This window comes from Azospirillum sp. A1-3, from assembly GCF_023806445.1.
In the GTDB taxonomy this organism is placed as follows: domain Bacteria; phylum Pseudomonadota; class Alphaproteobacteria; order Azospirillales; family Azospirillaceae; genus Azospirillum.
Genome location: NZ_JAMSLU010000008.1, coordinates 380,252 through 405,831 on the forward strand (window position 1 = coordinate 380,252; position 25,580 = coordinate 405,831).

25 protein-coding genes are annotated in these 25,580 nt (G+C 67.0%); 14 read left to right on the forward strand and 11 right to left on the reverse strand.

The genetic code is table 11. From position 1 onward, the window contains the following. Positions 1-27: 27 nt before the first annotated feature. The gene (gene hflX, locus M5E06_RS34740) at positions 28-1,374 is read left to right on the forward strand and encodes a GTPase HflX (RefSeq protein WP_252142147.1); all 1,347 of its coding nucleotides are present in this window, start codon (positions 28-30) and stop codon (positions 1,372-1,374) included. Positions 1,375-1,811: 437 nt separating this feature from the next. Further along, complete coding sequence (locus M5E06_RS34745) at positions 1,812-3,812, forward strand: BCCT family transporter (protein ID WP_286209138.1); 2,001 nt, start codon at positions 1,812-1,814, stop codon at positions 3,810-3,812. A 7-nt stretch (positions 3,813-3,819) separates the two neighbouring features. On the opposite strand, the gene M5E06_RS34750 is transcribed toward M5E06_RS34745, so the two are convergent. From M5E06_RS34750 to fliI, 3 genes are read right to left on the reverse strand one after another with little or no spacing between them, the layout of a single operon-like run. Beyond that, positions 3,820-4,236 (reverse strand): YbaN family protein, encoded by a 417-nt coding sequence (locus M5E06_RS34750; protein ID WP_252142149.1) that lies wholly within the window; start codon positions 4,234-4,236, stop codon positions 3,820-3,822. Between the two features lie 57 nt (positions 4,237-4,293). Beyond that, a complete protein-coding gene (locus M5E06_RS34755) occupies positions 4,294-4,881 on the reverse strand; it encodes a hypothetical protein (RefSeq protein ID WP_252142150.1) in 588 nt (195 codons plus the stop codon). Then, positions 4,878-6,221, reverse strand: a complete 1,344-nt coding sequence (gene fliI, locus M5E06_RS34760) for a flagellar protein export ATPase FliI (protein WP_252142151.1) — start codon at positions 6,219-6,221, stop codon at positions 4,878-4,880. Before fliI ends, M5E06_RS34755 begins: the two co-directional genes overlap by 4 nt. 126 nt (positions 6,222-6,347) lie before the next feature. Here fliI and M5E06_RS34765 point away from each other — a divergent pair, with 126 nt between their 5' ends. From M5E06_RS34765 to flhB, 8 genes are all read left to right on the forward strand, one after another. Beyond that, complete coding sequence (locus tag M5E06_RS34765; protein WP_109154025.1) at positions 6,348-6,740, forward strand: flagellar biosynthesis protein FlgG; 393 nt, start codon at positions 6,348-6,350, stop codon at positions 6,738-6,740. A 40-nt stretch (positions 6,741-6,780) separates the two neighbouring features. Further along, the gene (gene flgC, locus M5E06_RS34770; protein ID WP_252142152.1) at positions 6,781-7,200 is read left to right on the forward strand and encodes a flagellar basal body rod protein FlgC; all 420 of its coding nucleotides are present in this window, start codon (positions 6,781-6,783) and stop codon (positions 7,198-7,200) included. Positions 7,201-7,211: 11 nt separating this feature from the next. Further along, a complete protein-coding gene (gene fliE / locus M5E06_RS34775; protein ID WP_252142153.1) occupies positions 7,212-7,586 on the forward strand; it encodes a flagellar hook-basal body complex protein FliE in 375 nt (124 codons plus the stop codon). A gap of 154 nt (positions 7,587-7,740) precedes the next feature. Next, positions 7,741-8,007, forward strand: coding sequence for a flagellar biosynthesis protein FliQ (gene fliQ / locus M5E06_RS34780; RefSeq protein ID WP_085090915.1), 267 nt, complete (start codon positions 7,741-7,743; stop codon positions 8,005-8,007). 12 nt (positions 8,008-8,019) lie between these two features. Next, positions 8,020-8,784, forward strand: a complete 765-nt coding sequence (locus M5E06_RS34785) for a lysozyme family protein (RefSeq protein WP_252142154.1) — start codon at positions 8,020-8,022, stop codon at positions 8,782-8,784. A 91-nt stretch (positions 8,785-8,875) separates the two neighbouring features. Then, on the forward strand, positions 8,876-10,969 hold the full coding sequence (gene flhA / locus M5E06_RS34790; protein WP_252142155.1) for a flagellar biosynthesis protein FlhA: 2,094 nt from the start codon (positions 8,876-8,878) through the stop codon (positions 10,967-10,969). 4 nt (positions 10,970-10,973) lie between these two features. Beyond that, the gene (locus M5E06_RS34795) at positions 10,974-11,732 is read left to right on the forward strand and encodes a flagellar biosynthetic protein FliR (protein ID WP_252142156.1); all 759 of its coding nucleotides are present in this window, start codon (positions 10,974-10,976) and stop codon (positions 11,730-11,732) included. A gap of 3 nt (positions 11,733-11,735) precedes the next feature. Then, positions 11,736-12,818, forward strand: coding sequence for a flagellar biosynthesis protein FlhB (gene flhB / locus M5E06_RS34800; RefSeq protein ID WP_109150899.1), 1,083 nt, complete (start codon positions 11,736-11,738; stop codon positions 12,816-12,818). Between the two features lie 59 nt (positions 12,819-12,877). Here the strand turns inward: flhB and M5E06_RS34805 are convergent, their stop codons facing one another. Next, entirely contained in the window at positions 12,878-13,405 is a 528-nt protein-coding gene (locus M5E06_RS34805; RefSeq protein WP_252142157.1) for a response regulator, read from the reverse strand. A 253-nt stretch (positions 13,406-13,658) separates the two neighbouring features. Here M5E06_RS34805 and folP point away from each other — a divergent pair, with 253 nt between their 5' ends. The 3 genes from folP (at position 13,659) to thiD (ending at position 17,156) form a co-directional block, all read left to right on the forward strand. Continuing rightward, positions 13,659-14,825, forward strand: coding sequence for a dihydropteroate synthase (folP, locus tag M5E06_RS34810; protein ID WP_252142158.1), 1,167 nt, complete (start codon positions 13,659-13,661; stop codon positions 14,823-14,825). Positions 14,826-14,967: 142 nt separating this feature from the next. Then, the gene (gene glmM, locus M5E06_RS34815; protein ID WP_252142159.1) at positions 14,968-16,341 is read left to right on the forward strand and encodes a phosphoglucosamine mutase; all 1,374 of its coding nucleotides are present in this window, start codon (positions 14,968-14,970) and stop codon (positions 16,339-16,341) included. Next, positions 16,338-17,156 (forward strand): bifunctional hydroxymethylpyrimidine kinase/phosphomethylpyrimidine kinase, encoded by an 819-nt coding sequence (gene thiD, locus M5E06_RS34820; protein WP_252142160.1) that lies wholly within the window; start codon positions 16,338-16,340, stop codon positions 17,154-17,156. The genes glmM and thiD overlap by 4 nt, the downstream gene beginning before the upstream one ends. A 22-nt stretch (positions 17,157-17,178) precedes the next feature. Here the strand turns inward: thiD and M5E06_RS34825 are convergent, their stop codons facing one another. From M5E06_RS34825 to cyoA, 7 genes are all read right to left on the reverse strand, one after another. Beyond that, the gene (locus M5E06_RS34825; RefSeq protein ID WP_252142161.1) at positions 17,179-17,745 is read right to left on the reverse strand and encodes a response regulator transcription factor; all 567 of its coding nucleotides are present in this window, start codon (positions 17,743-17,745) and stop codon (positions 17,179-17,181) included. Then, entirely contained in the window at positions 17,732-19,009 is a 1,278-nt protein-coding gene (locus tag M5E06_RS34830) for an ATP-binding protein (protein ID WP_252142162.1), read from the reverse strand. The genes M5E06_RS34825 and M5E06_RS34830 overlap by 14 nt, the downstream gene beginning before the upstream one ends. Positions 19,010-19,110: 101 nt before the next feature. Beyond that, a complete protein-coding gene (locus M5E06_RS34835) occupies positions 19,111-19,881 on the reverse strand; it encodes an SURF1 family protein (RefSeq protein ID WP_252142163.1) in 771 nt (256 codons plus the stop codon). Next, complete coding sequence (cyoD, locus tag M5E06_RS34840; RefSeq protein ID WP_252142164.1) at positions 19,878-20,300, reverse strand: cytochrome o ubiquinol oxidase subunit IV; 423 nt, start codon at positions 20,298-20,300, stop codon at positions 19,878-19,880. The genes M5E06_RS34835 and cyoD overlap by 4 nt, the downstream gene beginning before the upstream one ends. Then, positions 20,297-20,956: a cytochrome o ubiquinol oxidase subunit III gene (cyoC, locus tag M5E06_RS34845; protein WP_502802036.1), complete on the reverse strand. Its 660-nt coding sequence runs from the start codon at positions 20,954-20,956 to the stop codon at positions 20,297-20,299. Before cyoC ends, cyoD begins: the two co-directional genes overlap by 4 nt. A 3-nt stretch (positions 20,957-20,959) precedes the next feature. After that, positions 20,960-22,957, reverse strand: a complete 1,998-nt coding sequence (gene cyoB, locus M5E06_RS34850) for a cytochrome o ubiquinol oxidase subunit I (protein ID WP_109150890.1) — start codon at positions 22,955-22,957, stop codon at positions 20,960-20,962. A 14-nt stretch (positions 22,958-22,971) separates the two neighbouring features. Further along, a complete protein-coding gene (cyoA, locus tag M5E06_RS34855) occupies positions 22,972-24,084 on the reverse strand; it encodes a ubiquinol oxidase subunit II (protein WP_109150889.1) in 1,113 nt (370 codons plus the stop codon). Positions 24,085-24,265: 181 nt separating this feature from the next. Between cyoA and M5E06_RS34860 the strand changes: the two genes are divergently transcribed. Continuing rightward, positions 24,266-25,576 carry an MFS transporter gene (locus tag M5E06_RS34860; RefSeq protein WP_109150888.1) on the forward strand — a complete coding sequence of 437 codons (1,311 nt, stop codon included), beginning with the start codon at positions 24,266-24,268 and terminating at the stop codon, positions 25,574-25,576. Positions 25,577-25,580 lie beyond the last annotated feature (4 nt).

The following is a 25,580-nucleotide window of genomic DNA, read 5'->3' on the forward strand; positions in this document are numbered from 1 at the left end:
CGGCGCCGGGGCGGACAAAGGAGCCTCATGGGCACGCATCAGACCACCGATTTGAAAGCCACCGACACCCCGCGTTCCGCTTTGGGCCGCGCCCTGGTCCTCCACCCGGTCCTGCGCGGGACCGAGACCGACCGCAGCCCCGAAGCCTCGCTGGAGGAAGCGGTCGGGCTTGCGGCGGCCATCGACCTCGACGTGGCGCAGGCCGCAATCGTCAAGGTCAACCAGCCGCGCCCGGCCACCCTGCTGGGAGGCGGCGCCATCGAGCAGTACGCCAAGCTGATCGAAGGCGCGCGGGAGGAGGGCGAGGCCATCGACCTCGTCATCGTCGACCATGCCCTGACCCCGGTGCAGCAGCGCAACCTGGAACGGGCGCTGAAGGCGAAGGTCATCGACCGCACCGGCCTGATCCTGGAGATCTTCGGGGCGCGCGCCCGCACCCATGAAGGCCAGCTTCAGGTCGAACTGGCGTCGCTGAGCTACCAAAAGTCGCGGCTGGTGCGGTCCTGGACCCACCTTGAGCGCCAGCGCGGCGGCTTCGGCTTCCTCGGCGGCCCCGGTGAATCGCAGCTGGAGCTTGACCGCCGCCTGATCGGCAACCGCATCGTCAAGATCAAGCGGGAGCTGGACGACGTCCGCCGCACCCGCGGCCTGCACCGAAAGGCGCGCGCCAAGGTGCCCTATCCGGTGGTGGCGCTGGTCGGCTACACCAACGCCGGCAAGTCCACCCTGTTCAACCGGATGGCCGGAGCCGAGGTGTTCGCAAAGGATCTGCTGTTCGCCACGCTCGACCCGACCATGCGTCAGGTGGTGCTGCCGTCGGGGCGCAAGGTGATCCTGTCCGACACGGTCGGTTTCATCTCCGAACTGCCGACCCATCTGGTCGCGGCCTTCCGCGCCACGCTGGAGGAGGTGCAGTCGGCCGACATCATCCTGCATGTCCGCGATATCGCCCACCCCGACACCGAGGCCCAGAAGGCCGACGTGGAGGCGATCCTGGCCGATCTCGGCATCGATCCGGAGCGCGACCCGCGCGTGGTCGAGGTCGCCAACAAGATCGACCTGCTGGACGGGGCGGACCTCGACGCCGTGCTCGCCCGCGCCGGGCGGACCGGAAACGCCTGCGCGGTGTCCGCCGCGACTGGCGGGCGGCTGGACACGCTGTTCCGCATTCTCGACGACCGAATGACCGCCGGCCGCGAACTGGTGGAACTGGATGTCGCGCATGGCGACGGCGCGACTCTCGCCTGGCTCTACGCCCATGGCGAGGTGGTCGGCCGCCGCGACGACGACAGCCACGCCCATCTGCGGGTGGCCATCGAGCCGGCGGCGCTGGCCCGCATGGCCCATCTCGGGCAGGAGCGCGCCGCCGCCTGATCGGCGGATCGAGGACGGAAGGGAAGGGGCTGCCGGAAACGGCGGCCCTTTTTCTTTGTCCGTACCGTGGATTGCGGAATGAAAAGCTGTGTATTGATTGGCAGACCTTTGGGATGGGCGGGAGGGTTCTGCAGAAAAATCCCTTTAATACTTCATATTGAAGAGCGCCAAAGAAGAAGGATGCCAATTGATAGAAGATTTTTGGCACCCAATGATCTCATGGCTCAGGTCAAGATGTTTGACGGAGCCCGCAAAATATGTATGATCCCGCGCTTCGATTTGTGCGGATACGATATTCGCGCGATGCGAGCAGTTTGCACGCGGATGCCGATCACTGGCTTCTCCTGGCAGGCTCGCAACATTCACTCACCCGGCTCGTTGTGCTGTCAGCGTCTCGACACGCTTACGCTTGGCCGGGCTTGTTTCGGAGTGCCATTATGCATGGGATCAACAAAACCGTATCTTTCACTGCGGGAGGATTGATTCTTCTCTTCGTTGCGGTGGCGGCGCTGTTCACCGAACCGTTCGGCGCCCGCGTTTCGGCGGTGCAGGCCGCCATCGTCGGAAATTTCGGCTGGTTCTATGTCCTGACCGTCGCCGGATTCCTGCTGTTCGCCCTGTGGCTCTTCATCAGCCCCTACAGCGCGATCAAGCTGGGCAAGGACGATGACGAGCCGGAATTCAGCTATCCCACCTGGTTCGCCATGCTGTTCAGCGCCGGCATGGGCATCGGCCTGCTGTTCTACGGCGTCGCCGAACCGATGCTGCATTTCTCCAACCCGCGCGTCGGCGAAGGCGGAACGCCGGACGCCGCGCGCGAGGCGATGAATCTGGCCTTCCTGCATTGGGGCCTGCATGCCTGGGGCATCTACATCGTCGTCGGGCTGGCTTTGGGTTATTTCGCCTATCGCCATGACCTGCCGCTGACGATCCGCTCCGCGCTCTACCCCCTGCTCGGCGACAGGATCCGTGGCTGGCCCGGCCATATCGTCGACATCGTCGCCATCTTCGGCACGCTGTTCGGCATCGCCACCTCGCTCGGCCTCGGCGTCATGCAGATCAACGCCGGCCTTGAGTATCTGGGATTGCTCAGCGTCGGCACGGTGCAGCAGATGGTGCTGATCGTGGTCATCACCGCGATCGCCACCGCTTCCGCCGTCAGCGGCGTTGGCAAGGGCATCCGCCGCCTGAGCGAGCTGAACATGCTGGCCGGGCTCCTGCTGCTGGCCTTCGTCTTCCTGCTCGGCCCGACGGTCTTCCTGCTGTCCACCCTGGTGGAGAATATCGGCCGCTACCTGTGGACCCTTCCCTACACCAGCTTCCGCACGCTGCCCTATTCCGGCGCGGAGTGGCAGGCCAGCTGGACCATGTTCTATTGGGGCTGGTGGATTTCCTGGGCGCCCTTCGTCGGCATGTTCATCGCGCGGGTGTCGCGCGGCCGCACCATCCGCGAGTTCATCGGCGGCGTGCTGTTCGCCCCGGTCGCCCTGACCTTCGTCTGGTTCACCGTGTTCGGCGAAACCGCCATCCACATCGAGATGTTCGAAGGCGGCGGCATGGCCAAGGCGGTGGCCGACAGCGTCCCCACCGCGCTGTTCGTCATGCTGGACCGCCTGCCGCTCAGCACGATCACCTCCGCCATCGGCACGCTGATGGTCATCACCTTCTTCGTCACCTCGGCCGATTCCGGCGCGCTGGTCATCGACATCATCGGCTCCGGCGGCAACCAGGATCCGCCCATCGCCACCCGCATCTTCTGGGCGGTGCTGTCCGGCGTCGTCGCTGCCATCCTGCTGCTGGTCGGCGGATTGCAGGCATTGCAGACGGCGGCGGTCACCACCGCTCTGCCCTTCGTGGTGGTCATGGTGCTGATGTGCATCAGTCTTGTGGTCAGCCTGCGCGAGGAGCGCAGCGTGGCGCTGGACCGGCGCACGACCCGCGAATCCATCGGCCCCGGCGCTCCCGCAGAAGGGGCTGTGCCGCAACAGCAAATGGCGGACGGCGACTGGCGGCAGCGGTTGGCCGCGATGGTCGGACGCCGGACAGCGGCGCAGACCTCCCTTCCTCCCGGCGGCACGGCGGCGCGGCAGGAGGTCGCCCGCTTCATCGCCGAGACGGTGCAGCCGGCGCTGCGCGACGTGGCGCTGGAGCTGGAACGGCACGGACGGCGCGTCGAGATCGAGACGGGCGCCTTCAGCGCCGGCATCGCCGTGCTGCGCAACGGGGAGGAGGAGTTCTCCTATTCCATCCGTGCCCGCGCCTACCATCCGATGACCTTCGCCTTCCCGGAAATGCAGGACAACCGCGCGGCATGGCAGCGGCGCGTGGAGGTGATCCTGCGCGGCGGCCTTCACAAATACCTGCCGCCGGATCGCACCTCCCGCGAGGCGATCACCCAGGACGTCGTCCACGAATACGGCAAGTGGCTGGGCTGGTGAGGGGGGCTTATCGGTCCATAGGGGGCGGACGCGACACCACATACACAGCCGCCGCCGCCATCACCGCGCCGGTGCCGGCGAGCACCGGATATCCGGGCGACGACAGGGCGAGCACGGCGAAGCTGGACGACATGCCGCCGACCGCCATGACCTTCGCCTTCACCGGAATGGCGCCGCGGTCCTGCCACTCGCGCACGGCGGGGCCGAACCGCGGATCGTTGCGCATCCGCTCCCGCAATTCGGGATTGCTGCGGGCATAAGCCCAGCCGGCGACCAGCAGGAAGGGAACGGTGGGCAGGATGGGCAGGAACGCCCCGGCGGTGGCCAAGCCGACCGCTCCATGGCCGACCAGGAGCCACAGCCGCCGCCGTCCCCTTCCCTTGCTGTTATCCTTGTCTTCGTCCACCGCCAGCCCGCTCATCATGGAACGCCGTGCGGATCATTGAACCGCGCCCGGCGGTGGTGCGCAAGGGCGGGTTGGTCACCCCGCCTTGCGCACCACCCCGGGCGCACCGGCCTTCGCCGTCGCCTCCAGGCTGTAGAGCTTCGCCAGCAGTTGCGGCGCCGGCTGTTCACCCGTCGGCACCACTGCCGCCACGTCTCCCGCCGCTCCGCCGGACTTGCGCCGCAAAGCCTCTGCCAAGGATTGAGGGGAGGGCAGGGCGGAGTCCGCGCCATCGCCGCCACCGTTCATCCAGGGCAGCGTCCCGGCCGGCGTACCCTTCGCCGCCGTCTCCGTCCCATCCTCCAGCAGGCTGCCGATATGGCCCAGCACGCTGTCGCCGGTGACCTCCTCGAACGCCACCATCGCGGCGCTGCCGATCAGGCCGGGCAGGCCGCCGAACAGGAAGCCGCCGGCCAGCCGTGCCGGGATCGAGATGCCTTCCCCCGTCGCCTCGCGGTAGACCGACGACACCACCGGCAATTGCTGGAGCGGGTTGACCACGTCGAGCAGATCGTCGAACCCGACGCTCATCTTGTCCGCCAGCGTTTCTTCCGGTTCGGCGGACTTACGCTGTGCCATGGGCGGGGTGACGGCCTGGGCGGCCAGTTTCGTATTCACGCTCATGCTTGGTCTCCGATGGCGGCGAGCAGCGTGTCCAGCCGCGCGAAACTCTCGGCGGATGGCGAGGGATCGTCCTTGCCCTGGCGAAGGAAGTCTTCCAGCTGCGGGTGCAGGTCGATGGCGGCGTCGGTTTCCGGATCGGTGCCGCGCTTGTAGGCGCCGAGCCGGATCATCTCCTTCATGCCGTCATAGGTGGCGGCCAGCGCGCGGGCGCGGCCGACGATGCGGTTCTCCCGCGCGTCATGGCAGCCGGGCAGGGTGCGCGACACGCTGCGCAGCAGGTTGACGGCGGGATAGCGCCCCTGCTCGGCGATCTTGCGATCCAGCACCAGATGCCCGTCGAGGATGCCGCGCACCGCGTCGGCGATGGGCTCGTCATGGTCGTCGCCATCCACCAGCACGGTGAAGATGGCGGTGATGTCCCCCTCACCACTCCCTTCCGGCCCCGGCCCCGCCCGTTCCAGCAGGCGGGGCAGTTCGGCGAAGACGCTCGGCGGATAGCTTTTGGCCGTCGGCGGTTCCCCGGCGGCCAGTCCGATCTCGCGCTGGGCCATGGCGAAGCGGGTGACGCTGTCCATCAGGCACAGCACGTGCTTGCCCTGATCCCGCAGCTCCTCGGCCACCGTCATGGTCAGCAGCGCCGCCTGCCGGCGCATCAGCGGCGGCTCGTCCGACGTGGCGACGATGACGACGGAGCGCGCCAGCCCCTCCGCCCCCAGATCGTCCTGGATGAATTCGCGCACCTCGCGCCCGCGCTCGCCGATCAGGCCGATGACGATGGCGTCGGCCTCGGCATGGCGGGCGACCATGGCCAGCAGGGTCGATTTGCCGACGCCCGACCCGGCGAAGACGCCCAGCCGCTGCCCACGGCACAGCGGGACGAAGCTGTCGATCACCCGGATGCCGCTGTCCAGCCGCGCCCCCACCCGGCGTCGGGCGCAGGCGGCCGGCGGCGGCTGGCGCAAGGATCGCGGATGCTCGCCATTCACCAACGGACCCTTGCCGTCGATGGGCTCGCCCAGCGCGTTCACCACCCGCCCCAGCCATCCCGGACCGGGCCGCAGCATGAACGCGGTGTCGTCGGTGACGGCGGCGCAGCCCTCCGCCACCCCGTCGAGGTTGTCGAAGGCCATCAGCAGCGAGCGGCCGTTGCGGAAGCCGATGGTCTCGCACAGCACGCGCCCGCCGCGCAGGGTTTCCGCATGGCATTTGTCGCCGACCGACAGCACGCGCTGCAGCCCGTCGACCTCCAGCGTCATGCCGGCGGCGGAGCGGATTTCCCCGCGCCACTGGCGCGTCGGCAGCCGATCGAGTTCGGCCGCCAGGGTGGCGAGTGCCGGCATCGGCGCTGTCTCCATCATGCCCATCAATGGAGACAGCCTAGAGCAGCGAATTTAAATCCGGTTTTAAACGGGCGGGCTCATCGTCCGGCCTTGTGTTCCGGTGAGATGTGGTGGAACGAGGTCGCAATGGATTTGAGTAAAATCGGTTTATTCCAGCTTGCCGGCACGCGCCTCGACTATCTGGCGCAGCGGCAGAAGCTGATCGCCGAGAATGTCGTGAACGCCAACACGCCCGACTATCAGGCGCGCGACCTGAAATCCTTCGACAGCGTCATGGAGGGCATCCGCCCGGTGGAGACCGCCCGCACCTCCGGCCTTCATCTGGTCGGCAGCCGCGCCGCCACGCCCTACCGCGAGGAAGGCAAGGCGGGCTTGTGGGAATCGACCCCCAGCGGCAACGCGGTGTCGCTGGACCAGGAGATGATCAAGGGCAGCGAGACCCGCGACGCCTTCGCGCTGACCACCAGCCTGTTCCAGCGCAATGTGCAGATGCTGCGCATGGCCTGGAGAAATGGCTAAGGGCGAAACGGCTGACGGCTTTTTAGGACGGAGACGAGCGATGATGAACGATGTCCTCGGCGCCACGCTGAAGATCGCCGGCGCCGGGCTTCAGGCGCAATCGACCCGCCTGCGCGTGGTGGCGGAAAACCTCGCCAACGCCGACAGCACCGCCACCACCAAGGGCGGCGACCCCTACCGCCGCAAGACGGTGTCCTTCGACAGCGTGATGGACCGCGGCGTCGGGGCGGAGCTGGTGCAGGTCAAGCAGATCGGCCGCGACCGCAGCGACTTCCAGCTCGCCTACGACCCCTCGCACCCGGCGGCCGACGGCAAGGGCTATGTCAAGAAGCCCAACGTCCAGCCGCTGATCGAAATGATGGACATGCGCGAGGCTGGCCGAGCCTTCGAGGCCAGCATGAACGTCATCGAACAGTCGCGCGCGATGATGAACCGCGTCGTCGACCTGCTGCGCAGCTGAGGAGCCGTCCCATGATCGAGATGTCCGTCGGCCGCGTCGCCGCCGCCTACGCCGCCAACCGCAGCCCCATCGCCAGCGGCGCCAATCTCAAAGGTTTGGCCGAGACCCAGGCGGCGACCTCGCCGCTGTCCGCCGCCAACGGGACCGACGCGGTGGCCGCCAGTGCCGAAAGCGATTTCGGCGGCTTCCTCGACAAGTCGATCTCCCAAGCGGTCGACACGCTGAAGGAGAGCGAGCGTGTGTCGCTCGCCGCCGTATCGGGCAAGGCCAGCGCGCAGGACGTCGTGCGCTCGGTCCTGGCGGCGGAAATGACGGTGCAGAGCGTCGTCGCCATCCGCGACAAGATGGTCCAGGCGTACCAGGAGATCATGCGGATTGCGGTTTGAGTCCTCGCACTTGCCCCCACCCTAACCCTCCCCCGCTCACGCGGGAGAGGGAACTCCGCCGCTCTTGCACTTGGTCCCCTCTCCCGCGAAGCGGGGGAGGGTTAGGGAGGGGGCATCGAAGCCGACACTCCCCACACCAGAGGACCCCACCCCCATGAACCAGGCCGACGTGCTGGAGGTGCTGCGCAGCGGCATCTGGACGACCCTGCTGGTCGCGGCCCCGCCGCTGATCGTCGCCGTCGTGGTGGGCGTGTCGATCTCTCTGGTGCAGGCACTGACCCAGGTGCAGGAGATGACGCTGACTTTCGTGCCGAAGATCGTCGCGATCCTGGTGGTGACGGTGCTGGCGCTGCCCTTCATGTACGGCACGCTCGCCACCTACGCCGACCGGCTGAGCGACCTGATCGTCGCCATAGACTGAGGCTGCCGACTGATGTTCCGGTTGCGAGCGGTCATCCCCCTTCTCGGGCTGCTCGTAAGTCCGGCCGGCGGTGCGGCGGCGCCGCCGGCCAACCCCTCGCAGATCGGCGTGTGGAGCACCGCGCTCTACGCCCCGCCGCAACCGCCGTCCCAGCCGCCAGCCAAGGCCCTGCCGCCGGAAGCGCAATGCATCGCCGCCATCCTCGATGCGGAGAAGGCGGCCGGCATTTCCGACCATCTGCTGCTGGCGATGGGCTTCACCGAATCCGGCCGGCGGACGGAGGATCGGCTGTTCACCGCCTGGCCCTGGACCGTCAACACCGAGGGCCGCTCCCACTATTTCCCGACCCGCGACGCCGCCATCGCCTTCGTGCGCGAGACCCAGGCGCGCGGCGTTCAGTCCATCGACGTCGGCTGTCTGCAGGTGAACCTGCGCTGGCACCCCGACGCCTTCCCCGACCTCGCCACCGCCTTCGACCCGGTCGCCAATGCCCGCTATGCCGCGTCCTTCCTGTCGGCCCTGCGGCGCGACCACGGCTCGCTGGAAACCGCCATCGCCCGCTACCACTCCGCCCAGTCCGAGCGCGGCGAGGCCTATCGCCAGCGGGTGATCGGCAATCTGCGCTGGGTCGCCGGCGCGCTCGGCTATCTGGAAACGCTGGCGGCCGGTCCCAGCGGCGCCGTTCCGACCTGGACCGCGGCCGAACGCGGCCGTCTCAGTTTCCTGTCCGGCCTGTTCGCCGACGGCCCGGCCCGCCCGCTGCTGCCGGCGCAATGACGGGCCAAGGGAGCCGTTTAAATCCCGGTTTTACCGCACCCGCCTATCGTTGCCGGACAATCGTCCCTCCCTCGAACCCATCCGGACCCCCATGACCCTCACGGATCACGTCCGCAGCCGGTTCGGCCTGCTCGGCGACATCGGGCTGGCCAACCGCGACGTGCTGTTCGCGGTCGGCATCCTGCTGGTGCTGGCGGTGCTGTTCCTGCCGGTGCCGTCCTGGTTCCTCGATCTCGGGCTGGCGCTGTCCTTCTCGGTCGCGGTGCTGGTGCTGATGGTGTCCTTGTGGATCCCGCGCCCGCTGGATTTCTCGTCCTTCCCCACCGTGCTGCTGGTGGTGACGATGCTGCGGCTGGCGCTGAACATCGCGTCGACCCGCCTGATCCTCAGCGAGGGACATCACGGCCACGGCGCCGCCGGCCACGTCATCCAGGGCTTCAGCCAGTTCGTGATGGGCGGCAACTTCGTCATCGGCGTGGTGATCTTCTGCATCCTGGTGGTCATCAACTTCGTCGTCATCACCAAGGGCGCCACCCGCATCGCCGAGGTCGGCGCCCGCTTCACGCTCGACGCCATTCCCGGCAAGCAGATGGCGATCGACGCCGACCTGTCCGCCGGCATGATCGACGAGGCCGAGGCCCGCCGCCGCCGCAAGGAGCTGGAGGACGAAAGCACCTTCTACGGCGCGATGGACGGCGCCTCCAAATTCGTGCGCGGTGACGCGGTGGCCGGTCTGGTCATCACCGTCATCAATGTTCTCGGCGGCATGGCGATCGGCATCGTCCAGAAGGGGATGAGCTTCGACGCTGCCGCATCCGCCTACACCACCCTGACGGTGGGCGACGGGCTGGCGACGCAGATCCCGGCCCTGGTGGTGTCGCTCGCCGCCGGCCTCTTGGTGACCAAGGGCGGCAACATCGGCTCCGCCGAAAAGGCGGTGATCGACCAGCTCGGCGCCTATCCGAAGGCGCTGCTGGTGGCGGCCGGACTGCTGGTGGCGCTGGCGCTGACGCCAGGATTGCCGATGGCGCCCTTTCTCGCCATCGGCGCCGCCTTCGCCGCGCTCGGCTGGTACGCCCCGCGCCGCAAGGCCCGTGCCGCGGCGCTGGCCAAGCTGGAGGAAAGCCGCAAGGCGCCCCCCGCCGTCCCGGAAGAGGCGGTGGAGGACATGCTGAAGGTCGACGAGGTGAAGGTGGAGGTCGGCAACCACCTCGTCCCGCTGATCCTCAACAAGAACGGCCCGCTGACCACCAAGGTGAAGACCCTGCGCAAGCGCTTCGCCACCGAGTTCGGCTTCGTCCTGCCGTCGGTGCGCATCAAGGATTCCAGCTTCCTGCCGCCCAAGAGCTACGTCATCAGCATCATGGGGGTGGAGGCCGCGAAGGGCGAGGTGCGGCCCAAGCACCTGCTCGCCATCGATCCCACCGGCGGCGCCGTGCCCGACATCGCCGGCGACGCGACGCGCGAGCCGACCTTCGGCCTCCAGGCCAAATGGATCGACCCGGCCCGCCACGAGGAGGCGGTGGCGAAGGGCTACACCGTCGTCGACCCGGAAAGCGTCATCACCACCCACCTGACCGAGGTCATCAAGGACAACCTGTCCACCCTGCTGACCTTCGCCGCCTTGCAGAAGCTGATCGACGGGCTGGGGCGCGAGTACCAGAAGCTGATCAACGACATGGTGCCGAGCCAGATCTCGCTGGTCGTCCTTCAGCGCGTGCTGCAACAGTTGCTGTCGGAACGGGTCTCGATCCGCAACCTGCCGGCCATCGTCGAGGCGGTGGCGGAGGCGGTCGGCTGGACCCGCCACATCACCCTGATCACCGAACATGTGCGCATGCGGCTGGGCCAGCAGATCCACCAGGGTCTGGCCGGGCCGGACGGCTTCGTCTCGGTCATCGCCCTCAGCCCGCGCTGGGAGCAGGCGCTGCTCGACCACATCGTGGTGGAGGGCGACGACCGCCGCTTCGTCATGCCGCCCAGCCAGGTGCAGGAGTTCCTGACCGCCGTGCGCCTGAAGATCCAGAAGCACGCCACCTCGCAAATCTGGCCCGCCCTGCTGGTGGGGGCGGAGGTGCGCCCCTTCGTCCGCTCCCTGCTGGAGCGGGTCAGCCCGATGACCCCTGTGCTGAGCCATGCCGAGCTTCACCGCAAGGCATCGCTCAAGACCGTCGATCAGGTTTAGCCGGATGGTGGACCTCAGCCAGTTCCTCACCCTGGAGATCTACCGCGGCTTCATCGTGCTGGCGCGGGTGGCGGCGGCCATCGGCCTGTTGCCGGGCTTCGGCGAGGCGGCGGTGCCGATGCGGGTGCGGGCGGCGCTGGCGATCATCCTCACGCTGGTGTTGCTGCCGGGGGTGGACGGCCTGCCCGACCGCATGCCGGACCAGCCGGTGGAAATGCTGCGCGCGCTGGCCGGGGAGACGCTGGTCGGCGCCTATCTCGGCCTCGGCGCCCGGCTGTTCATGGCGGCCTTGCAGACCACCGGCGCGCTGGTGGCGCAGGTCGTCGGCCTCAGCAACCCCTTCTCCATGGAGGCGGCGGGGTTCGAGGGCGGGTCGGTGCTGTCCGGCGTGCTGCTGATCGGCGGGCTGGCGCTGCTGTTCGCATCGGATGTGCATTACCTGATGATCGGCGCGCTGGCGCGCTCCTACGGCTCCTGGCCGGCGGGGGTGTTTCCCGATTTGGGCATGGTCGCCCAGCGCTTCGCCGAACTGCTGGCGACCACCTTCCGGTTGGGCGTCGGGCTGGCGGCGCCCTTCATCCTCTATGGGCTGGTGGTGAATGTGGCGCTCGGGCTGGTCAACCGGGTGATGCCGGCGATGCCCGTCTATTTCGTCGCCACCCCCGGCGTGCTGATGGTCGGCATGGGCCTGTTCATGGCGACCGCCGGCGCCATGCTGACCGCCTTCGTCGCGGCGCTCGGCGGCTGGCTGTCGGGGTCCTGACGCATGGCGGAGCAGGACGACGAACAGAAAACCGAGGAACCGACAGAAAAACGCCTGCGCGAGGCGGCGGAAAAGGGCGACGTCCCCCGTGCCCGTGACGTCGGCCTACTGTCGGCGATGGTCGCCGCCTGGATGATCGTGCTGATGGCGGTGCCCGGTGTCGCCGCGAACCTGTCGGCCCTGCTTCTGCCGCTGATCGAGAACCCTGACGACATCCGCATCGACGGCAGCGCCATCGACGTCATTCACAGCCTCTATTGGCTGATCGGCGGCGTGGCGGTGGCCCTGCTGCCGGTGCTGGGCATCCTGCTTGGCGGGGTGGTGGTGTCGGCGCTGGGGCAGGGGCCGTTTGTCGTGGCAAGCGACCGCATCCAGCCGAAATGGTCGCATCTGTCGCCGGCGTCGGGCTGGAAGCGGATCGCCGGACGCCCGGCGCTGGTCGAATTCGCCAAGAGCCTGGTCAAGCTCGCCATCATCAGCGCTGCCGCCTGGCACGCGCTGGCGCCCTACATCGCATGGACGGAGGATACTGTGGGCATGGACGTCGCCGGATTGCCCGTGCTGCTGCGGGACGTGACCTTGCGGCTGCTGCTGGCGGTGCTGCTGGCGACCGTCCTGATGGCGGCGGTGGATGTGCTGTGGAACCGCCTGGAATGGCGCCGCCGCCTGCGCATGAGCCACCAGGAGATCAAGGACGAATACAAGCAGATCGAGGGCGACCCCAACGCCAAGGCCCGCCTGCGCGACATCCGCCGCTCGCGTTCCAAGAAGCGGATGATGGCGAACGTCCCGCGCGCCACCGTGGTCATCACCAACCCCACCCATTTCGCCGTGGCGCTGGAATACGAGCGCGGCCGCACCGCCGCCCCGATCTGCCTTGCCAAGGGTGCCGACCTGATCGCGCTGCGCATCCGCGCGCTGGCCCAGGAACACGACATCCCCATCGTCGAGAACCCGCCGCTGGCCCGCGCCCTCCACGCCACGGCGGAGGTGGATGCGACGATCCCGCTCCAGCACTATCAGGCGGTGGCGGAGGTCATCACCTATGTGCTGAAGCTGAAGGGCGGGCTGGCTCGGCGGGGGTGAGAAATGGGCGAAATCGCTTTCTCTCCCACAGGAAAGGGCAGGGAGCTTCTGGCCTTAAGTCAGCGGAGGCTGCCGGGTTCCTCCAGGAATTCGGTGTCTTCGGGAGACGGGTTTATCATATTGAAGCAGTTGTCGTTACAGTGCACATAAAGCAGACTTTTGATTCTGTTCATAAAATCAATCGGCCTGAACGGCATCGAAACCAACGCGCATATTCCTGCATCCGCAGCTTTCTCCGCCATTTTCGGCGTGACTGCGGAGCTGGTGATCACGAATGGGATTATAGAGGTATGCTTTATCTTCGCTTCTAGAAGTGAGTCTTTTGTCTGGCGGAATCTGACCATATCCAGAAATTGAAGCGCTTTCTCACGGATCGTATCTGCGTTTATGATGACAATGTCGATCTCCTTCTCCGAAAGAAGCGAGAGAGCGTCTTCGGTGGAAAATGAGCGATAGATATTTTTCAGTTTAAGACCAGTAAGGGTTCTTTCCATTAAATCGCTGGACAAGATATTGCAGTCAACAACCAAGGCGGCTGCAGATTTAAAATTACATAGCTTGGTGCAAATGTTGCTCTCGATACCCATTATCGCAAGAACCTGGATGTAAGGTTGCCACGCTTGACTGTGGTAATCGGTTCTTAAGATGTAATTAAAAGATGTCGGGGAGAACTCCTATCTTCCTCAGCCGAACCGGTGGGAAACCACCCACATGCGCCATCTGTGATCTCCTCCCGGTCCTGGAACGGGGGAGGGGGCCGTCCGCGATGGCGCCCTTGCCATCCCGCCGGTCGCGTGCCAGGAACGGTATCGCCAGCCCGTGACGTGAAGGGGACCCCCGATGCCGCCGCTCTCCGCAAAGCCCGCCGCCAAGTCCGCTTCCAAATCGGCTGCCGGGTCGCTCGCCGGCTTCTGTCCCTGGGCGGGAGAGGAGGGGGTGCGGGTCTACCTCCGCCCCGTCGGCCTGATGCCCATTGCCGCCTGGGCCAAGGGGGCGGCGGTGCCGCTGGCCGGCGGGCGCTTCGCCTTCTCCACCGCCGAACTGATCGTGCGCGATGGCCTGCACCATGGGGCCTCCCGCATCGACCGCGCCTTCGCGCCGCTGTCTGAAATCATGGCCTGGGGCTGGGAGCGTTCCCGCGCGGTGGCGGAGGCGCTGGACCGCCAGCTCGGCGCCCTGACCCGCGCCCGCGCGTCCTTCGCCGGATTGGCGACCGACCGGCCGCAGATCATGGGCATCGTCAACGTAACCCCGGACAGCTTCTCCGACGGCGGCGACTTCTTCGATCCCGCCGCCGCCATCGCCCATGGCGAGGCGATGCTGGCCGCCGGCGCCGACATCCTGGACATCGGCGGCGAATCCACCCGCCCCGGCGCCGCCCCGGTCCCGCCGGAGGAGGAGGAGCGGCGCGTCTTGCCGGTCATCCGCCATTTCGCCGCGAAGGGGGCCACCGTCTCGGTCGACACCCGCCACGCCAGCGTGATGGAGAGCGCCGCCGCGGCCGGCGCCCGCATCGTCAACGACATCGCCGGGCTGGGCGACCCGCAGGCCCTGCCGGTGGTCGCGCGCACCGTCACTCCGGTGGTGGTGATGCACATGCAGGGCGATCCCGGCACCATGCAGGCCAACCCGACCTATCGCGACGCCGCGCTCGACGTGTTCGACTGGCTGGAGGAGCGGGTCGCCCGCTGCGTCGCAGCCGGCGTGCTGGCGGAGCGCATCGCCGTCGATCCCGGCATCGGCTTCGGCAAGTCGACGGAGCACAATATGGAAATCCTGCGCCACACCTCGCTGTACCATGCGCTGGGCTGCACCGTGCTGATCGGGCTGTCGCGCAAGGGCTTCATCGGCCGCCTGTCGCGCGGGGAGCCGCCGAAGGAGCGGCTGGCCGGCTCGCTCGCCGCCGGGCTGGAGACGCTGAACCAGGGCGCGCAGATCCTGCGCGTCCATGACGTGGCCGAAACGGCGCAGGCCCGCGCCGTCTGGGAAGGGTTGCATCCGCGCTGATCCACCCCTGTAACCCTTTCGCGCAGCCGCCGAAGGAGTCTTGACCCGGCCCGGCTGCCGGGCGAAGAAACATCCTTCGCTTGCGCTTCCCGCCGCCCGATCCGACATCCGGGGCTGGAGACGGTCTCTGCACGAGGTTTTCATGACGCGACACCTGTTCGGCACCGACGGCATCCGTGGCACCGCCAACATCGACCCGATGACCGCCGAAACGGCCCTGCGCGTGGCGATGGCGACCGCGCTGCAGTTCCGCCGCGGCGACCACCGCCACCGGGTGGTGATCGGCAAGGACACCCGGCTGTCCGGCTATCTGCTGGAACCGGCGCTGACCGCCGGCTTCATCTCCATGGGGATGGACGTGGTGCTGGTTGGTCCGCTGCCGACCCCGGCGGTCGCCATGCTGACCCGCTCGCTCCGTGCCGACATGGGCGTGGTGATCTCCGCCTCGCACAACCCCTATCAGGACAACGGCATCAAGCTGTTCGGCCCCGACGGCTACAAGCTGTCGGACGAGGTGGAGGCGGCGATCGAGCGGCGCATGGCGCTGCCCTTCGCCCCCGACCTCGCCGGCCCTGCCGATCTCGGCCGCGCCAGCCGCCTGGACGACGCCACCGGCCGCTACATCGAATATGTGAAGAACACCTTCCCGCGCGGCCTGCGGCTCGATGGGCTGAAGATCGTCGTCGATTGCGCCAACGGCGCCGCCTACAAGGTCGCGCCCAAGGTGCTGTACGAGTTGGGGGCCGACGTGATCCCGGTCGGCGTCAGCCCCGACGGTACCAACATCAACAAGGGCTGTGGCGCCACCGCCACCCAGGCGCTGCAGGAACAGGTGGTCACCCACGGCGCCCATCTCGGCATCGCGCTGGACGGCGACGCCGACCGCCTCATCATGGTGGACGAGGCCGGCCGCCCGATCGACGGCGACCAGCTGATGAGCCTGATCGCCACCTCCTGGGCGCGGTCGCAGACCCTGCGCGGCGGCGGCGTCGTCGCCACGGTCATGTCCAACCTGGGCATGGAGCGCCATCTCGGCGGCCTTGGCCTGCATCTGGCCCGCACCCCCGTCGGCGACCGCTATGTCGTCGAGCTGATGCGCGAGCGCGGCTATAACGTCGGCGGCGAGCAGTCGGGCCATGTCGTGCTGTCCGACTATTCCACCACCGGCGACGGGCTGATCGCGGCGCTGCAGGTGCTGGCGGTACTGATCCAGGCCGATGGCCGCGCGGCCAGCGAGGTCTGCCGCGTCTTCGATCCGGTGCCGCAGAAGCTGACCAACGTCCGCTTCTCCGCAGGGACCAAGCCGCTTGAGGATGCCGTCGTCCAGCAGGCGATCAAGGATGGCGAGGCCCGTCTGGCGTCGGGCGGCCGCATCCTGATCCGCAAGTCGGGCACCGAACCGGTCATCCGCGTGATGGCGGAGGGCGACGACGAGACGCTGGTCCACAGCGTGGTCGCCGACATCGCCGACGCCATCCAGGCCAGCGCCGCCCGCAGCCTGGAGGCCGCGCAATGAGCGCCAGCAACACCGTCAACGGCCGCGTCCTGATCGTCGCCGGCTCCGATTCCGGCGGCGGGGCCGGCATCCAGGCCGACATCAAGGCGGTCAGCGCGCTCGGCGCCTATGCCATGACCGCCATCGCCGCGCTGACGGCGCAGAACACCACCGGCGTCTATGGCGTGGTGCCGGTCGATCCCGCCTTCGTCGCCCTGCAGATGAAGCTGGTGCTGGAGGATATCGGCGCCGACGCGGTGAAGATCGGCATGCTCGCCAACGCTCCCGTCATCGAGGCGGTGGCCGCGGAGTATGAGGAGCGCGCGGTCAACGTGCCGCTGGTGCTCGATCCGGTGATGATCGCCAAGAGCGGCCACCATCTGCTCGACCCCGATGCCGTGCTGACCCTGCGCAAGCGCCTGCTGCCGCTGGCCGAGGTGGTGACGCCCAACCTGCCGGAGGCCGAGGCGCTGACCGACCTGCCGATCCGCGATCTGGATGACATGCGCCGCGCCGCCGAACTGATGCTGAGCTTCGGCCCGAAATCGGTTCTGCTGAAGGGCGGCCATCTGGAGGACGACACCCTCTACGACCTGCTGCTGACGGAAGAGGGCGAGACGGTGTTCGAAGGCCGCCGCGTCCACACCCCCCACACCCACGGCACCGGCTGCACCCTGTCATCGGCCATCGCCGCCGGTCTGGCCCAGGGCCTGAGCACCCGCGACGCGGTGGCCCGCGCGCGGCGCTATGTCGAGAGGGCGATCCTGACCGCCCCCGGCCTGGGCCACGGCCACGGCCCGCTCAACCACCTGCACACCGTGCGGGAGTTCTCGTAAAGGGGCAGGGGCGGGCGCCCGGTCACGGCACCCGCTTCTTCTCCAGCTTGCGCGCCAGCGTGCGCCGGTGCATGCCGAGCCGCCGCGCGGTCTCGGAAATGTTGAAGTTCGTCTCCACCAGCGTTTCGTGGATGCGCTCCCACTCCAGATTCTTGATCGAGGTGGTGCGGACGGTCGGCGCGATGGAGGTGTCGCCCTCGGTGCGCTCGAAGGCCGCCTCGATGTCGTCGGTGTTGGACGGCTTGGCCAGATAATGGCAGGCGCCCAGCTTGATCGCCTCCACCGCGGTGGCGATGCTGGCGAAGCCGGTCAGCACGACGATGCGGGTTTCCTCGTCCGCCTCGTGCAGCTCCTTCACGCACTCCAGGCCCGACCCGGTGGCGAGCTTCAGGTCGACCACGGCATAGTCGGGATCCAAAGTCTCCAGGATCTCCCGCATCTCGTCCAGCCCGGCGCAGGCATGGACCTCGTAGCCGCGGCGTTCGAAGGACCGGCGCAGCGCGCGGGCGAAGGACGCATCGTCCTCGACGATCAGCAGGGTGCGGTCGCCCCCCTCGAACTCGGGGATCTCCAGTTCAGTCGTCTCCATCGGAGCCTCCCGGCGACAGGGCGGACAGCGGCAGGGTCAGCGTCACGGTGGCGCCGCCGGCAGCCCGGTTCTTGGCCGAAACCGTCCCGCCCAGCTTGCGCAGCACATTCATCACCAGGAACAGGCCGAGCCCGCTGCCCGGCCGCTTCTTGGTGGAGCGGTAGGGCTTGCCCAACTCCTCCAGGATGGCGGGGTCGAATCCGGGGCCGCAATCATTGACCGCCACCACCAGATTGTCGCCCTGCCGCAGCGCCGCGACGCCGATCCAGTCGGGGGAGGCCTCCAGCGCATTGTCCAGCACGTTGAACAGCACCTGTTTCAGGGCGAGGTCGGCGATCATCCGCTCCTGCGGGCCGACGGCGTTGTCGTAGTCGAAGCGGCCTGGCGAGCGGCTGGACAGCCAGTCCTCCACCAGACCGTCGAGGAAGCCCTTCACCGTGGTGCGCACCGTGCCCTCGCCGCGCGCCTCGCCGGACGACAGCAGAATGCCCGATACGATCGCCTTGCAGCGGTCGATCTGGTTCTGCATCTCCGCCATCTCATCCGCCAGATCGGGATCGGATTTCAGCGCCGGCATGCGGCGCCAGTCGTTGAGGATCACCGACAGGGTGGCGAGCGGCGTTCCCAGCTCATGCGCCGCCCCCGACGCCAGCAGCCCCATGCGGACGATATGCGCCTCTTCCATCGAGCGCTGGCGCAGTTCCGCCAGATAAGCGTCGCGGGCGCGCAGGTTGCGGTTGATCTGGGTGAGGAAGGGGACCAGCAGGCTCGCCGCCAGCACGAAGCAGATGAACATCCCCTGGATGTGCAGGCTGAACAGCTCGCCCTCATAGGCGTGGGGCAGGGGAAGCGGCTGGTGGGTGCCGATCAGCCAAGTGAAGCCGGCGGTCGCCACCAGAACCAGCGCCCAGGCCGACCACGCCTCCAGCAGCACCGCCCCCAGCGCCACCTGCAACAAATACAGCGAGATGAAGGGGTTGGACGCCCCGCCGCTGAGATAGAGCTGCAAGGTCAGCGCCCAGACGTCGATCAGCAGTTCCAGGAAAAGCTGGGTGTTGGAAACGGCGGAGCTGCGGCGGATCTGGATCAGGCTGGCGATGTTCAGCGCCACCAGCACGAAGATCACCGCCGCCATCGGCAGCAGCGGCAGCCTGATGCCCATCTGCAGATGGACGATCAGAATCGTCACGATCTGCCCGACGACGGCGAGCCAACGCAGCTGGACGAGCAGGAACAGGTTTTTGCGGTCGGTGGTGTCGCGCACGAAAGACGTCCTGTTCCTCACCCGGTTCATCAGCCCACCGATATATATAGAGAGTGAGCGGCGGCCGGGGAGTTTTCGGCGAAGTTTTCGGTGCGCCTGTGTCATGCCCTCCGGCGCCGCATCTCGCTGCGGACGACGTAGAGGACGGCGCCGATCAGCATCAGGTCCAGCGCGAACCAGGTCAGCGCATAGCTGAGATGGCTGTTGGGGAAGCTGACCACCGTCAGCCCGCCGACCGGCCAGCCGCCGGGATTGCGGGTGCCGTCGGCATCGATGAAATAGGGGGCGACCTGCTCCAGCCCCTTCGCGGTGGCGATGGCGGCGACGTCGCGGGAATACCAGCGGCCGGCGGCCGGGTCGTTGCTGCGCAGGAAACCGCCCTTCGGCTCGGTCAGGCGCAGAAGGCCGGCAACGGTCACCTCGCCCTGCGCCTGCCCCTCGGCACGGGATGCGGGATCGCGCTTTTCCGGGGATACGAAGCCGCGGTTGACCAGGACGGTGAAGCCGCGGTCGGTGACCAGCGGCGTCATCACCCAGAACCCGCCGCCCAGATCACTGACGGCCTGCACCAGCGTTTCGCGGTCGTTCAGGAGGTGGCCGGTAACGGCGACGCGGCGGTACTCGTCCGACGCGGCCGAAACCGACGGCCACGCCTCCGGACCCGGTGCCGGGACGGGGGAGGCGTGGATGCGGGCGTCCACCCGCTCGATCAGGTCCAGCTTCCACACCCGGCGTTCGAGCTGCCAGACGCCGAGCGCGGTCAGGCCGGCGACGCCGGCCAGCGCCAGAAGGCCGAAGAGGGCCAGCGCCCAGACCGGGCGGGCCCTCTTCGGTGTGCCGCCCGCAGGGGGCGCGGACGGCAGTCCGGTCACGGCATCTTGCTCATGTCGTGGGTCATGCCGGGCATCATGTTGTGGTTCAGGTGGTACATCACCCAGAGCGAACCGGCGAACATGATGACCACGACGATGATCGTGAAGATCATCGCCAGCATCGACCAGCCGCCTTCGACGCGGCCGTTCATGTGCAGGAAATACACCATGTGGACGAGGATCTGGACGACGGCCAGCGCCAGGATCACGACCGTGGTGGTCGCATTGTCCAGCGTGCCGTTCATCACCAGCCAGAACGGAATCACCGTCAGGATCACCGACAGCACGAAACCGATCATATAGCTGCCGAAGGTGCCGTGGGCGCCCGCGGGGTGGCCGTGGTCGTCATGACCATGACCGTGGTCAGCATGGCCATGGCCCTGATGGGCGTGGTGGTCGCTGTGCGCGTGGGTGCTCATCGCAGCGCTCCCATCAGATAGACGAAGGTGAACACACCGATCCAGATGACGTCCAGGAAGTGCCAGAACATGCTGAGGCACATCAGGCGCCGGCGGTTGGCCGGGATCAGGCCGCGGCGGGCGACCTGGACCATCAGCGTCACCAGCCACACGCTGCCGAAGGTGACGTGCAGGCCGTGGGTGCCGACCAGCGTGAAGAAGGACGACAGGAAGGCGCTGCGGCCGGGACCGGCGCCCTCATGGATCAGGTGCGCGAACTCGAACAGCTCGATGCCCAGGAAGGCGAGGCCGAACAGCAGCGTGATGAACAGCCAGGCCTGGGTCTGGCCGGTGCGGCCCTTCTCCATCGCCAGCATGGCGAAGCCATAGGTGATGGAGGACAGCAGCAGCATGGAGGTGTTCAGCGCCACCAGCGGCAGGTCGAACAGCTCCTTCGGCGTCGGGCCGGCGGCGTAGCTGGTGCCCAGCACGCCGTAGGTCGCGAACAGCACCGCGAAGATGAGGCAGTCGCTCATCAGGTAGATCCAGAAGCCGAGCGCGGTGCTGGCGGCTTCGTGGGCGTGCTCGTCCCTCACATAGAAGACGGGCGGGGTGGCGTCACGCGGGGTGTCGTGCCCCACGTGACGGTCGTGCATGGCTTCAACGGTCGTCGTCATGCTTTACACCTGTCCGGAGAGCAGACGGGTCCGCTCGCTCTCGGTCCGCACCACCTCATCCACCGGGATGTGGAAGTCGCGGTTGTAGTTGAAGGTATGGTTGATGGCGACCGCCAGCAGGCCGATGAAGCTCACCGCGGCCAGCCACCAGATGTGCCAGACCAGGGCGAAACCGAGCACGGTGCTGATGCCGGCCAGGATGACGCCGGTGCCGGTGTTGCTCGGCATGTGGATCGGGCGGAAGCCTTCCAGCGGACGGTTGTAGCCGCGCTTCTTCATGTCCCACCACGCGTCGTTGTCATGAATGACCGGCGTGAAGGCGAAGTTGTAGCCCGGCGGCGGCGAGGAGGTCGCCCATTCCAGCGTACGGCCATCCCACGGGTCGCCGGTGACGTCGACCAACTGCTTGCGCTTCAGGACGCTGACGGCGATCTGGATCAGGAAGGAGCCGATGCCCAGCGCGATCAGGACGGCGCCGAAGGCGGCGATCTGGAACCAGATCTGCAGCGACGGATCCTCGAACACGCGCAGGCGGCGGGTGACGCCCATCAGGCCCAGGACATAGAGCGGCATGAAGGCGAAGTAGAAGCCGATCACCCAGAACCAGAAGGACATCTTGCCCCAGAACGGATCCAGGCGGAACCCGAAGGCCTTCGGCCACCAGTAGTAGATGCCGGCGAACAGGCCGAACAGCACGCCGCCGATGATGACGTTGTGGAAGTGGGCGATCAGGAACAGGCTGTTGTGCAGCACGAAGTCGGCGGGCGGAACCGCCAGCAGCACGCCGGTCATGCCGCCGAGTACGAAGGTCAGCATGAAGGCGATCGTCCACATCATCGGCAGCTCGAACCGGATGCGGCCGCGGTACATGGTGAACAGCCAGTTGAAGATCTTCGCACCCGTCGGGATCGAGATGATCATCGTCGTGATGCCGAAGAACGAGTTCACGCTGGCGCCCGAACCCATGGTGAAGAAGTGGTGCAGCCACACCAGGTAGGACAGGATGGTGATGACGACGGTCGCGTAGACCATCGAGGTGTAGCCGAACAGCTTCTTGCCGGTGAAGGTGGAGGTCACTTCCGAGAAGATGCCGAAGCACGGCAGGATCAGGATGTAGACTTCCGGATGGCCCCAGATCCAGATCAGGTTCACGTACATCATGGGGTTGCCGCCCATGTCGTTCGTGAAGAAGTGCGTGCCGACATAGCGGTCCAGCGACAGCAGGACCAGAACGGCGGTCAGGATCGGGAAGGAGGCGACGATCAGGACGTTGGTGCAGAGCGAGGTCCAGGTGAAGACCGGCATCTTCATCATGGTCATGCCGGGGGCGCGCATCTTCACGATCGTGCAGATCAGGTTGATGCCCGACAGCGTCGTTCCGACGCCCGCCACCTGCAAGGCCCAGATGTAATAGTCGGGGCCGACGTCCGGGCTGGCCTCCAGACCCGACAGCGGCGGATAGGCCAGCCAGCCGGTGCGCGCGAACTCGCCGACGAACAGCGAGGCCATGATCAGCACGGCGCCGCCGACGGTCATCCAGAAGCTGAAATTGTTCAGGAACGGGAAGGACACGTCGCGGGCGCCGATCTGCAGCGGCACGACATAGTTCATCAGCCCCGTCACCAGCGGCATGGCGACGAAGAAGATCATGATCACACCGTGGGCGGTGAAGACCTGATCGAAATGGTGGGAATTGAGGTAGCCCTCGCTTCCATTGAAGGCCATGGCCTGCTGGGCGCGCATCATGATGGCGTCGGCGAAGCCGCGCAGCAGCATGATCAGGCCCAGCACCATGTACATGATGCCGATGCGCTTGTGGTCGACGGTGGTGAACCACTCCGTCCACAGGTAGCCCCACAGCTTGAAATAGCTGAGGGCGGCGACCAGCGCGATGCCGCCGAGCACCACCGCGAAGAAGGTCGCGACGACGATCGGCTCGTGATAGGGGAAGGACTCCAGGCTGAGGCGCCCGAAGAGGAAGGTCGTCAGTGTCTCAAGCATGCCGGTGTGCCCAATCAGGGATTGGCCAGCCGCTGCGGCCCGGCCGGGGAGGCGGACGCGCTGATCGGCGTGACGGTGGGGCGCTGCACGGCGCCCGAGTTTGACGCAGCGGCTTCAACGGCCTCGGCGACGGTGCACAGGCCGGTCGGCTGGGTGTCCGGGAAACCGGCCAGCGTGTTGGCCCGCAGGATCGCCTCGGCGGCGGCCTTGCCGCCCGCGTTCAGCCCGCCCGCGCGGTCGATGGCGGCCATGTCGCTCATGCACATGGTGCCGGGGCGAACGCACATGTTGACGACGGCGTTGAACAGCTTCGGATCGACGCTGCCGTAATGCTGGACCGGAACCGCCTCGCTCGGCTTTTCCAGCGCCAGATAGGCGTTGCGGTCGAGCGACCCGTTGGCCGACTTCACCTTCGACACCCAGCCGTCGAAATTCTCGTTCGACAGGCCGAGGAAGTTGAAGCGCATGTGCGAGAAGCCGGCGCCGCTGTAGTTGGACGAGAATCCCTTGTAGGTCCCCGGCTCGTTGATCACGGCGTGGAGCTTCGTCTCCATGCCCGGCATGGCGTAGATCATGCCCGCCAGCGCCGGAACGTAGAAGGAGTTCATCACCGACGACGCGGTGATGCTGAAGCGGATCGGCCGGTCGACCGGCGCCGCCATCTCGTTCACGGACGCGATGCCGTATTCCGGATAGACGAACAGCCACTTCCAGTCGAGCGCCACCACCTGCACGTCCAGCGGCTTGGCGCCGGCGGGAACGGGCTTGTCCGCCGCGATGCGGTCGAGCGGACGGTAGGGGTCGAGCTTGTGGGTGGTCACCCAGGTGATGGCACCCAGGCAGATGATGATCAGGAGCGGGGCGGCCCAGATCACCAGTTCAAGCTGCGTCGAATGGTCCCAGTCCGGTTCGTAGCGGGCCGTGCTATTGGACTGACGATAACGCCAGGCGAACAGCACGGTAAGCGCCATGACCGGGACGATGATCAGCAGCATCAGCAGGGTGGAGATGACCACAAGGTCTCCCTGCTGGCTTGCAACGTCGCCGGCCGGGTTCAGCACGACCAGGTTGCAGCCACTCAACGCCGCCATCACTGGCAGCAGGGCGATTGCGCGATAACGGCTCAAGGCAGGACCTGTTTCATAAGGTTTGCTTTGGGGAGACAGCTAGCGGCAATAGCCTAGCTGTGACATTGGACAATTTGTCCAATGCCTCACGCCTGCGCGCTTGACAGGGCACTGAAAGTTGGTGCCCCATATTGTATGATCTGCGGATCATCGCAAGCGAAATAACGCAGCCGGAGCCGACATGATGACTTCATCGATTGCGGCGGTTGAACGGGATGCGAGGCTGGTGAACGCGCGGCATCACGGGGTCAACCCCGGAGAAATTGCCATCGGCGTGATCATCGGCCGAACGTCCGAGTTTTTCGACTTCTTCGTTTACGCCATTGCTTCCGTGATCGTCTTCCCGAAGCTGGTGTTCCCCTATGTCGATCCGCTGACCGGGACCCTTTGGTCTTTCGCCATCTTCGCGCTGGCCTTCGTCGCGCGACCGATCGGCACCTTCATTTTCATGGCCATCGACGAGAGTTACGGGCGCAGCGCCAAGCTGACCATCGCCCTGTTCCTGCTGGGCATCTCCACGGTGGCGCTGGCCTTTCTTCCGGACTACGAGGCGATCGGCGTCGCCGCCGCATGGCTGCTGGCACTGTCGCGCATCGGCCAGGGCATCGCGCTGGGCGGCACCTGGGACGGTCTGGCCTCGCTGCTGGCGATGAACGCGCCGGAGAATCGGCGCGGCTGGTACGCCATGATCCCGCAGCTGGGCGCGCCGATCGGCCTGATCGTGGCGAGCGGCCTGTTCGCCTACATGGTCAACAGCCTGTCGGCGGAGGATTTCTTCGCCTGGGGCTGGCGCTATCCCTTCTTCGTGGCCTTCGCCATCAATGTGGTGGCCCTGTTCTCCCGCCTGCGTCTGGTGCAGACGCCGGAGTTCGAACGCCTGTTCCTGAACCGCGAACTGCAGCCGGCCCCCGTGGTGGAAACGCTGCAGATGGAAGGCAAGCGCGTGGTGATCGGCGCCTTCGCCCCGCTGGCGAGCTTCGCCCTGTTCCACATGGTCACCGTCTTCCCGCTGTCCTGGATCTTCGTGTATGCGCGGGACGAGACCGGCGTCTTCCTGATGATCGAGGTGATCGCCGCCGTCTTCGGCACGCTGGCCATCGTCGCGTCGGGCTACATCGCCGACAGGGTGGGGCGGCGGACGCTGCTCGGCACCTGTGCCGCGGCGATCGCGGTGTTCAGCGGCTTCGCCCCGATGCTGCTCGACGCCGGCAAGGTGGGCGAGCTGGTGTTCATGGTGCTGGGCTTCGTCATCCTCGGCCTGTCCTTCGGCCAATCGTCGGGGTCGGTGGCGTCGGGCTTCAGCCAGCAGTACCGCTACACAGGCTCGGCGATGACCTCCGATCTGGCCTGGCTGTTCGGGGCCGGCTTCGCGCCCTTCGTCGCGCTCTACCTGTCCAGCCATTTCGGGCTGTTCGCGTCGGGCCTTTACCTGCTGTCGGGCGCGATCTGCACGCTGGTGGCGCTGCGGATCAACAAGACGCTGTCGTCCTGACGGG

Bases quoted from the DNA above. Each gene is read 5' to 3' on its own strand.
- hflX (WP_252142147.1), top strand. From the start codon at position 28: ATGGGCACGCATCAGACCACCGATTTGAAAGCCACCGACACCCCGCGT.
- M5E06_RS34745 (WP_286209138.1), top strand. From the start codon at position 1,812: ATGCATGGGATCAACAAAACCGTATCTTTCACTGCGGGAGGATTGATT.
- M5E06_RS34750 (WP_252142149.1), bottom strand. From the start codon at position 4,236: ATGATGAGCGGGCTGGCGGTGGACGAAGACAAGGATAACAGCAAGGGA.
- M5E06_RS34755 (WP_252142150.1), bottom strand. From the start codon at position 4,881: ATGAGCGTGAATACGAAACTGGCCGCCCAGGCCGTCACCCCGCCCATG.
- fliI (WP_252142151.1), bottom strand. From the start codon at position 6,221: ATGCCGGCACTCGCCACCCTGGCGGCCGAACTCGATCGGCTGCCGACG.
- M5E06_RS34765 (WP_109154025.1), top strand. From the start codon at position 6,348: ATGGATTTGAGTAAAATCGGTTTATTCCAGCTTGCCGGCACGCGCCTC.
- flgC (WP_252142152.1), top strand. From the start codon at position 6,781: ATGATGAACGATGTCCTCGGCGCCACGCTGAAGATCGCCGGCGCCGGG.
- fliE (WP_252142153.1), top strand. From the start codon at position 7,212: ATGATCGAGATGTCCGTCGGCCGCGTCGCCGCCGCCTACGCCGCCAAC.
- fliQ (WP_085090915.1), top strand. From the start codon at position 7,741: ATGAACCAGGCCGACGTGCTGGAGGTGCTGCGCAGCGGCATCTGGACG.
- M5E06_RS34785 (WP_252142154.1), top strand. From the start codon at position 8,020: ATGTTCCGGTTGCGAGCGGTCATCCCCCTTCTCGGGCTGCTCGTAAGT.
- flhA (WP_252142155.1), top strand. From the start codon at position 8,876: ATGACCCTCACGGATCACGTCCGCAGCCGGTTCGGCCTGCTCGGCGAC.
- M5E06_RS34795 (WP_252142156.1), top strand. From the start codon at position 10,974: ATGGTGGACCTCAGCCAGTTCCTCACCCTGGAGATCTACCGCGGCTTC.
- flhB (WP_109150899.1), top strand. From the start codon at position 11,736: ATGGCGGAGCAGGACGACGAACAGAAAACCGAGGAACCGACAGAAAAA.
- M5E06_RS34805 (WP_252142157.1), bottom strand. From the start codon at position 13,405: ATGGGTATCGAGAGCAACATTTGCACCAAGCTATGTAATTTTAAATCT.
- folP (WP_252142158.1), top strand. From the start codon at position 13,659: ATGCCGCCGCTCTCCGCAAAGCCCGCCGCCAAGTCCGCTTCCAAATCG.
- glmM (WP_252142159.1), top strand. From the start codon at position 14,968: ATGACGCGACACCTGTTCGGCACCGACGGCATCCGTGGCACCGCCAAC.
- thiD (WP_252142160.1), top strand. From the start codon at position 16,338: ATGAGCGCCAGCAACACCGTCAACGGCCGCGTCCTGATCGTCGCCGGC.
- M5E06_RS34825 (WP_252142161.1), bottom strand. From the start codon at position 17,745: ATGGAGACGACTGAACTGGAGATCCCCGAGTTCGAGGGGGGCGACCGC.
- cyoD (WP_252142164.1), bottom strand. From the start codon at position 20,300: ATGAGCACCCACGCGCACAGCGACCACCACGCCCATCAGGGCCATGGC.
- cyoC (WP_502802036.1), bottom strand. From the start codon at position 20,956: ATGACGACGACCGTTGAAGCCATGCACGACCGTCACGTGGGGCACGAC.
- cyoB (WP_109150890.1), bottom strand. From the start codon at position 22,957: ATGCTTGAGACACTGACGACCTTCCTCTTCGGGCGCCTCAGCCTGGAG.
- M5E06_RS34860 (WP_109150888.1), top strand. From the start codon at position 24,266: ATGATGACTTCATCGATTGCGGCGGTTGAACGGGATGCGAGGCTGGTG.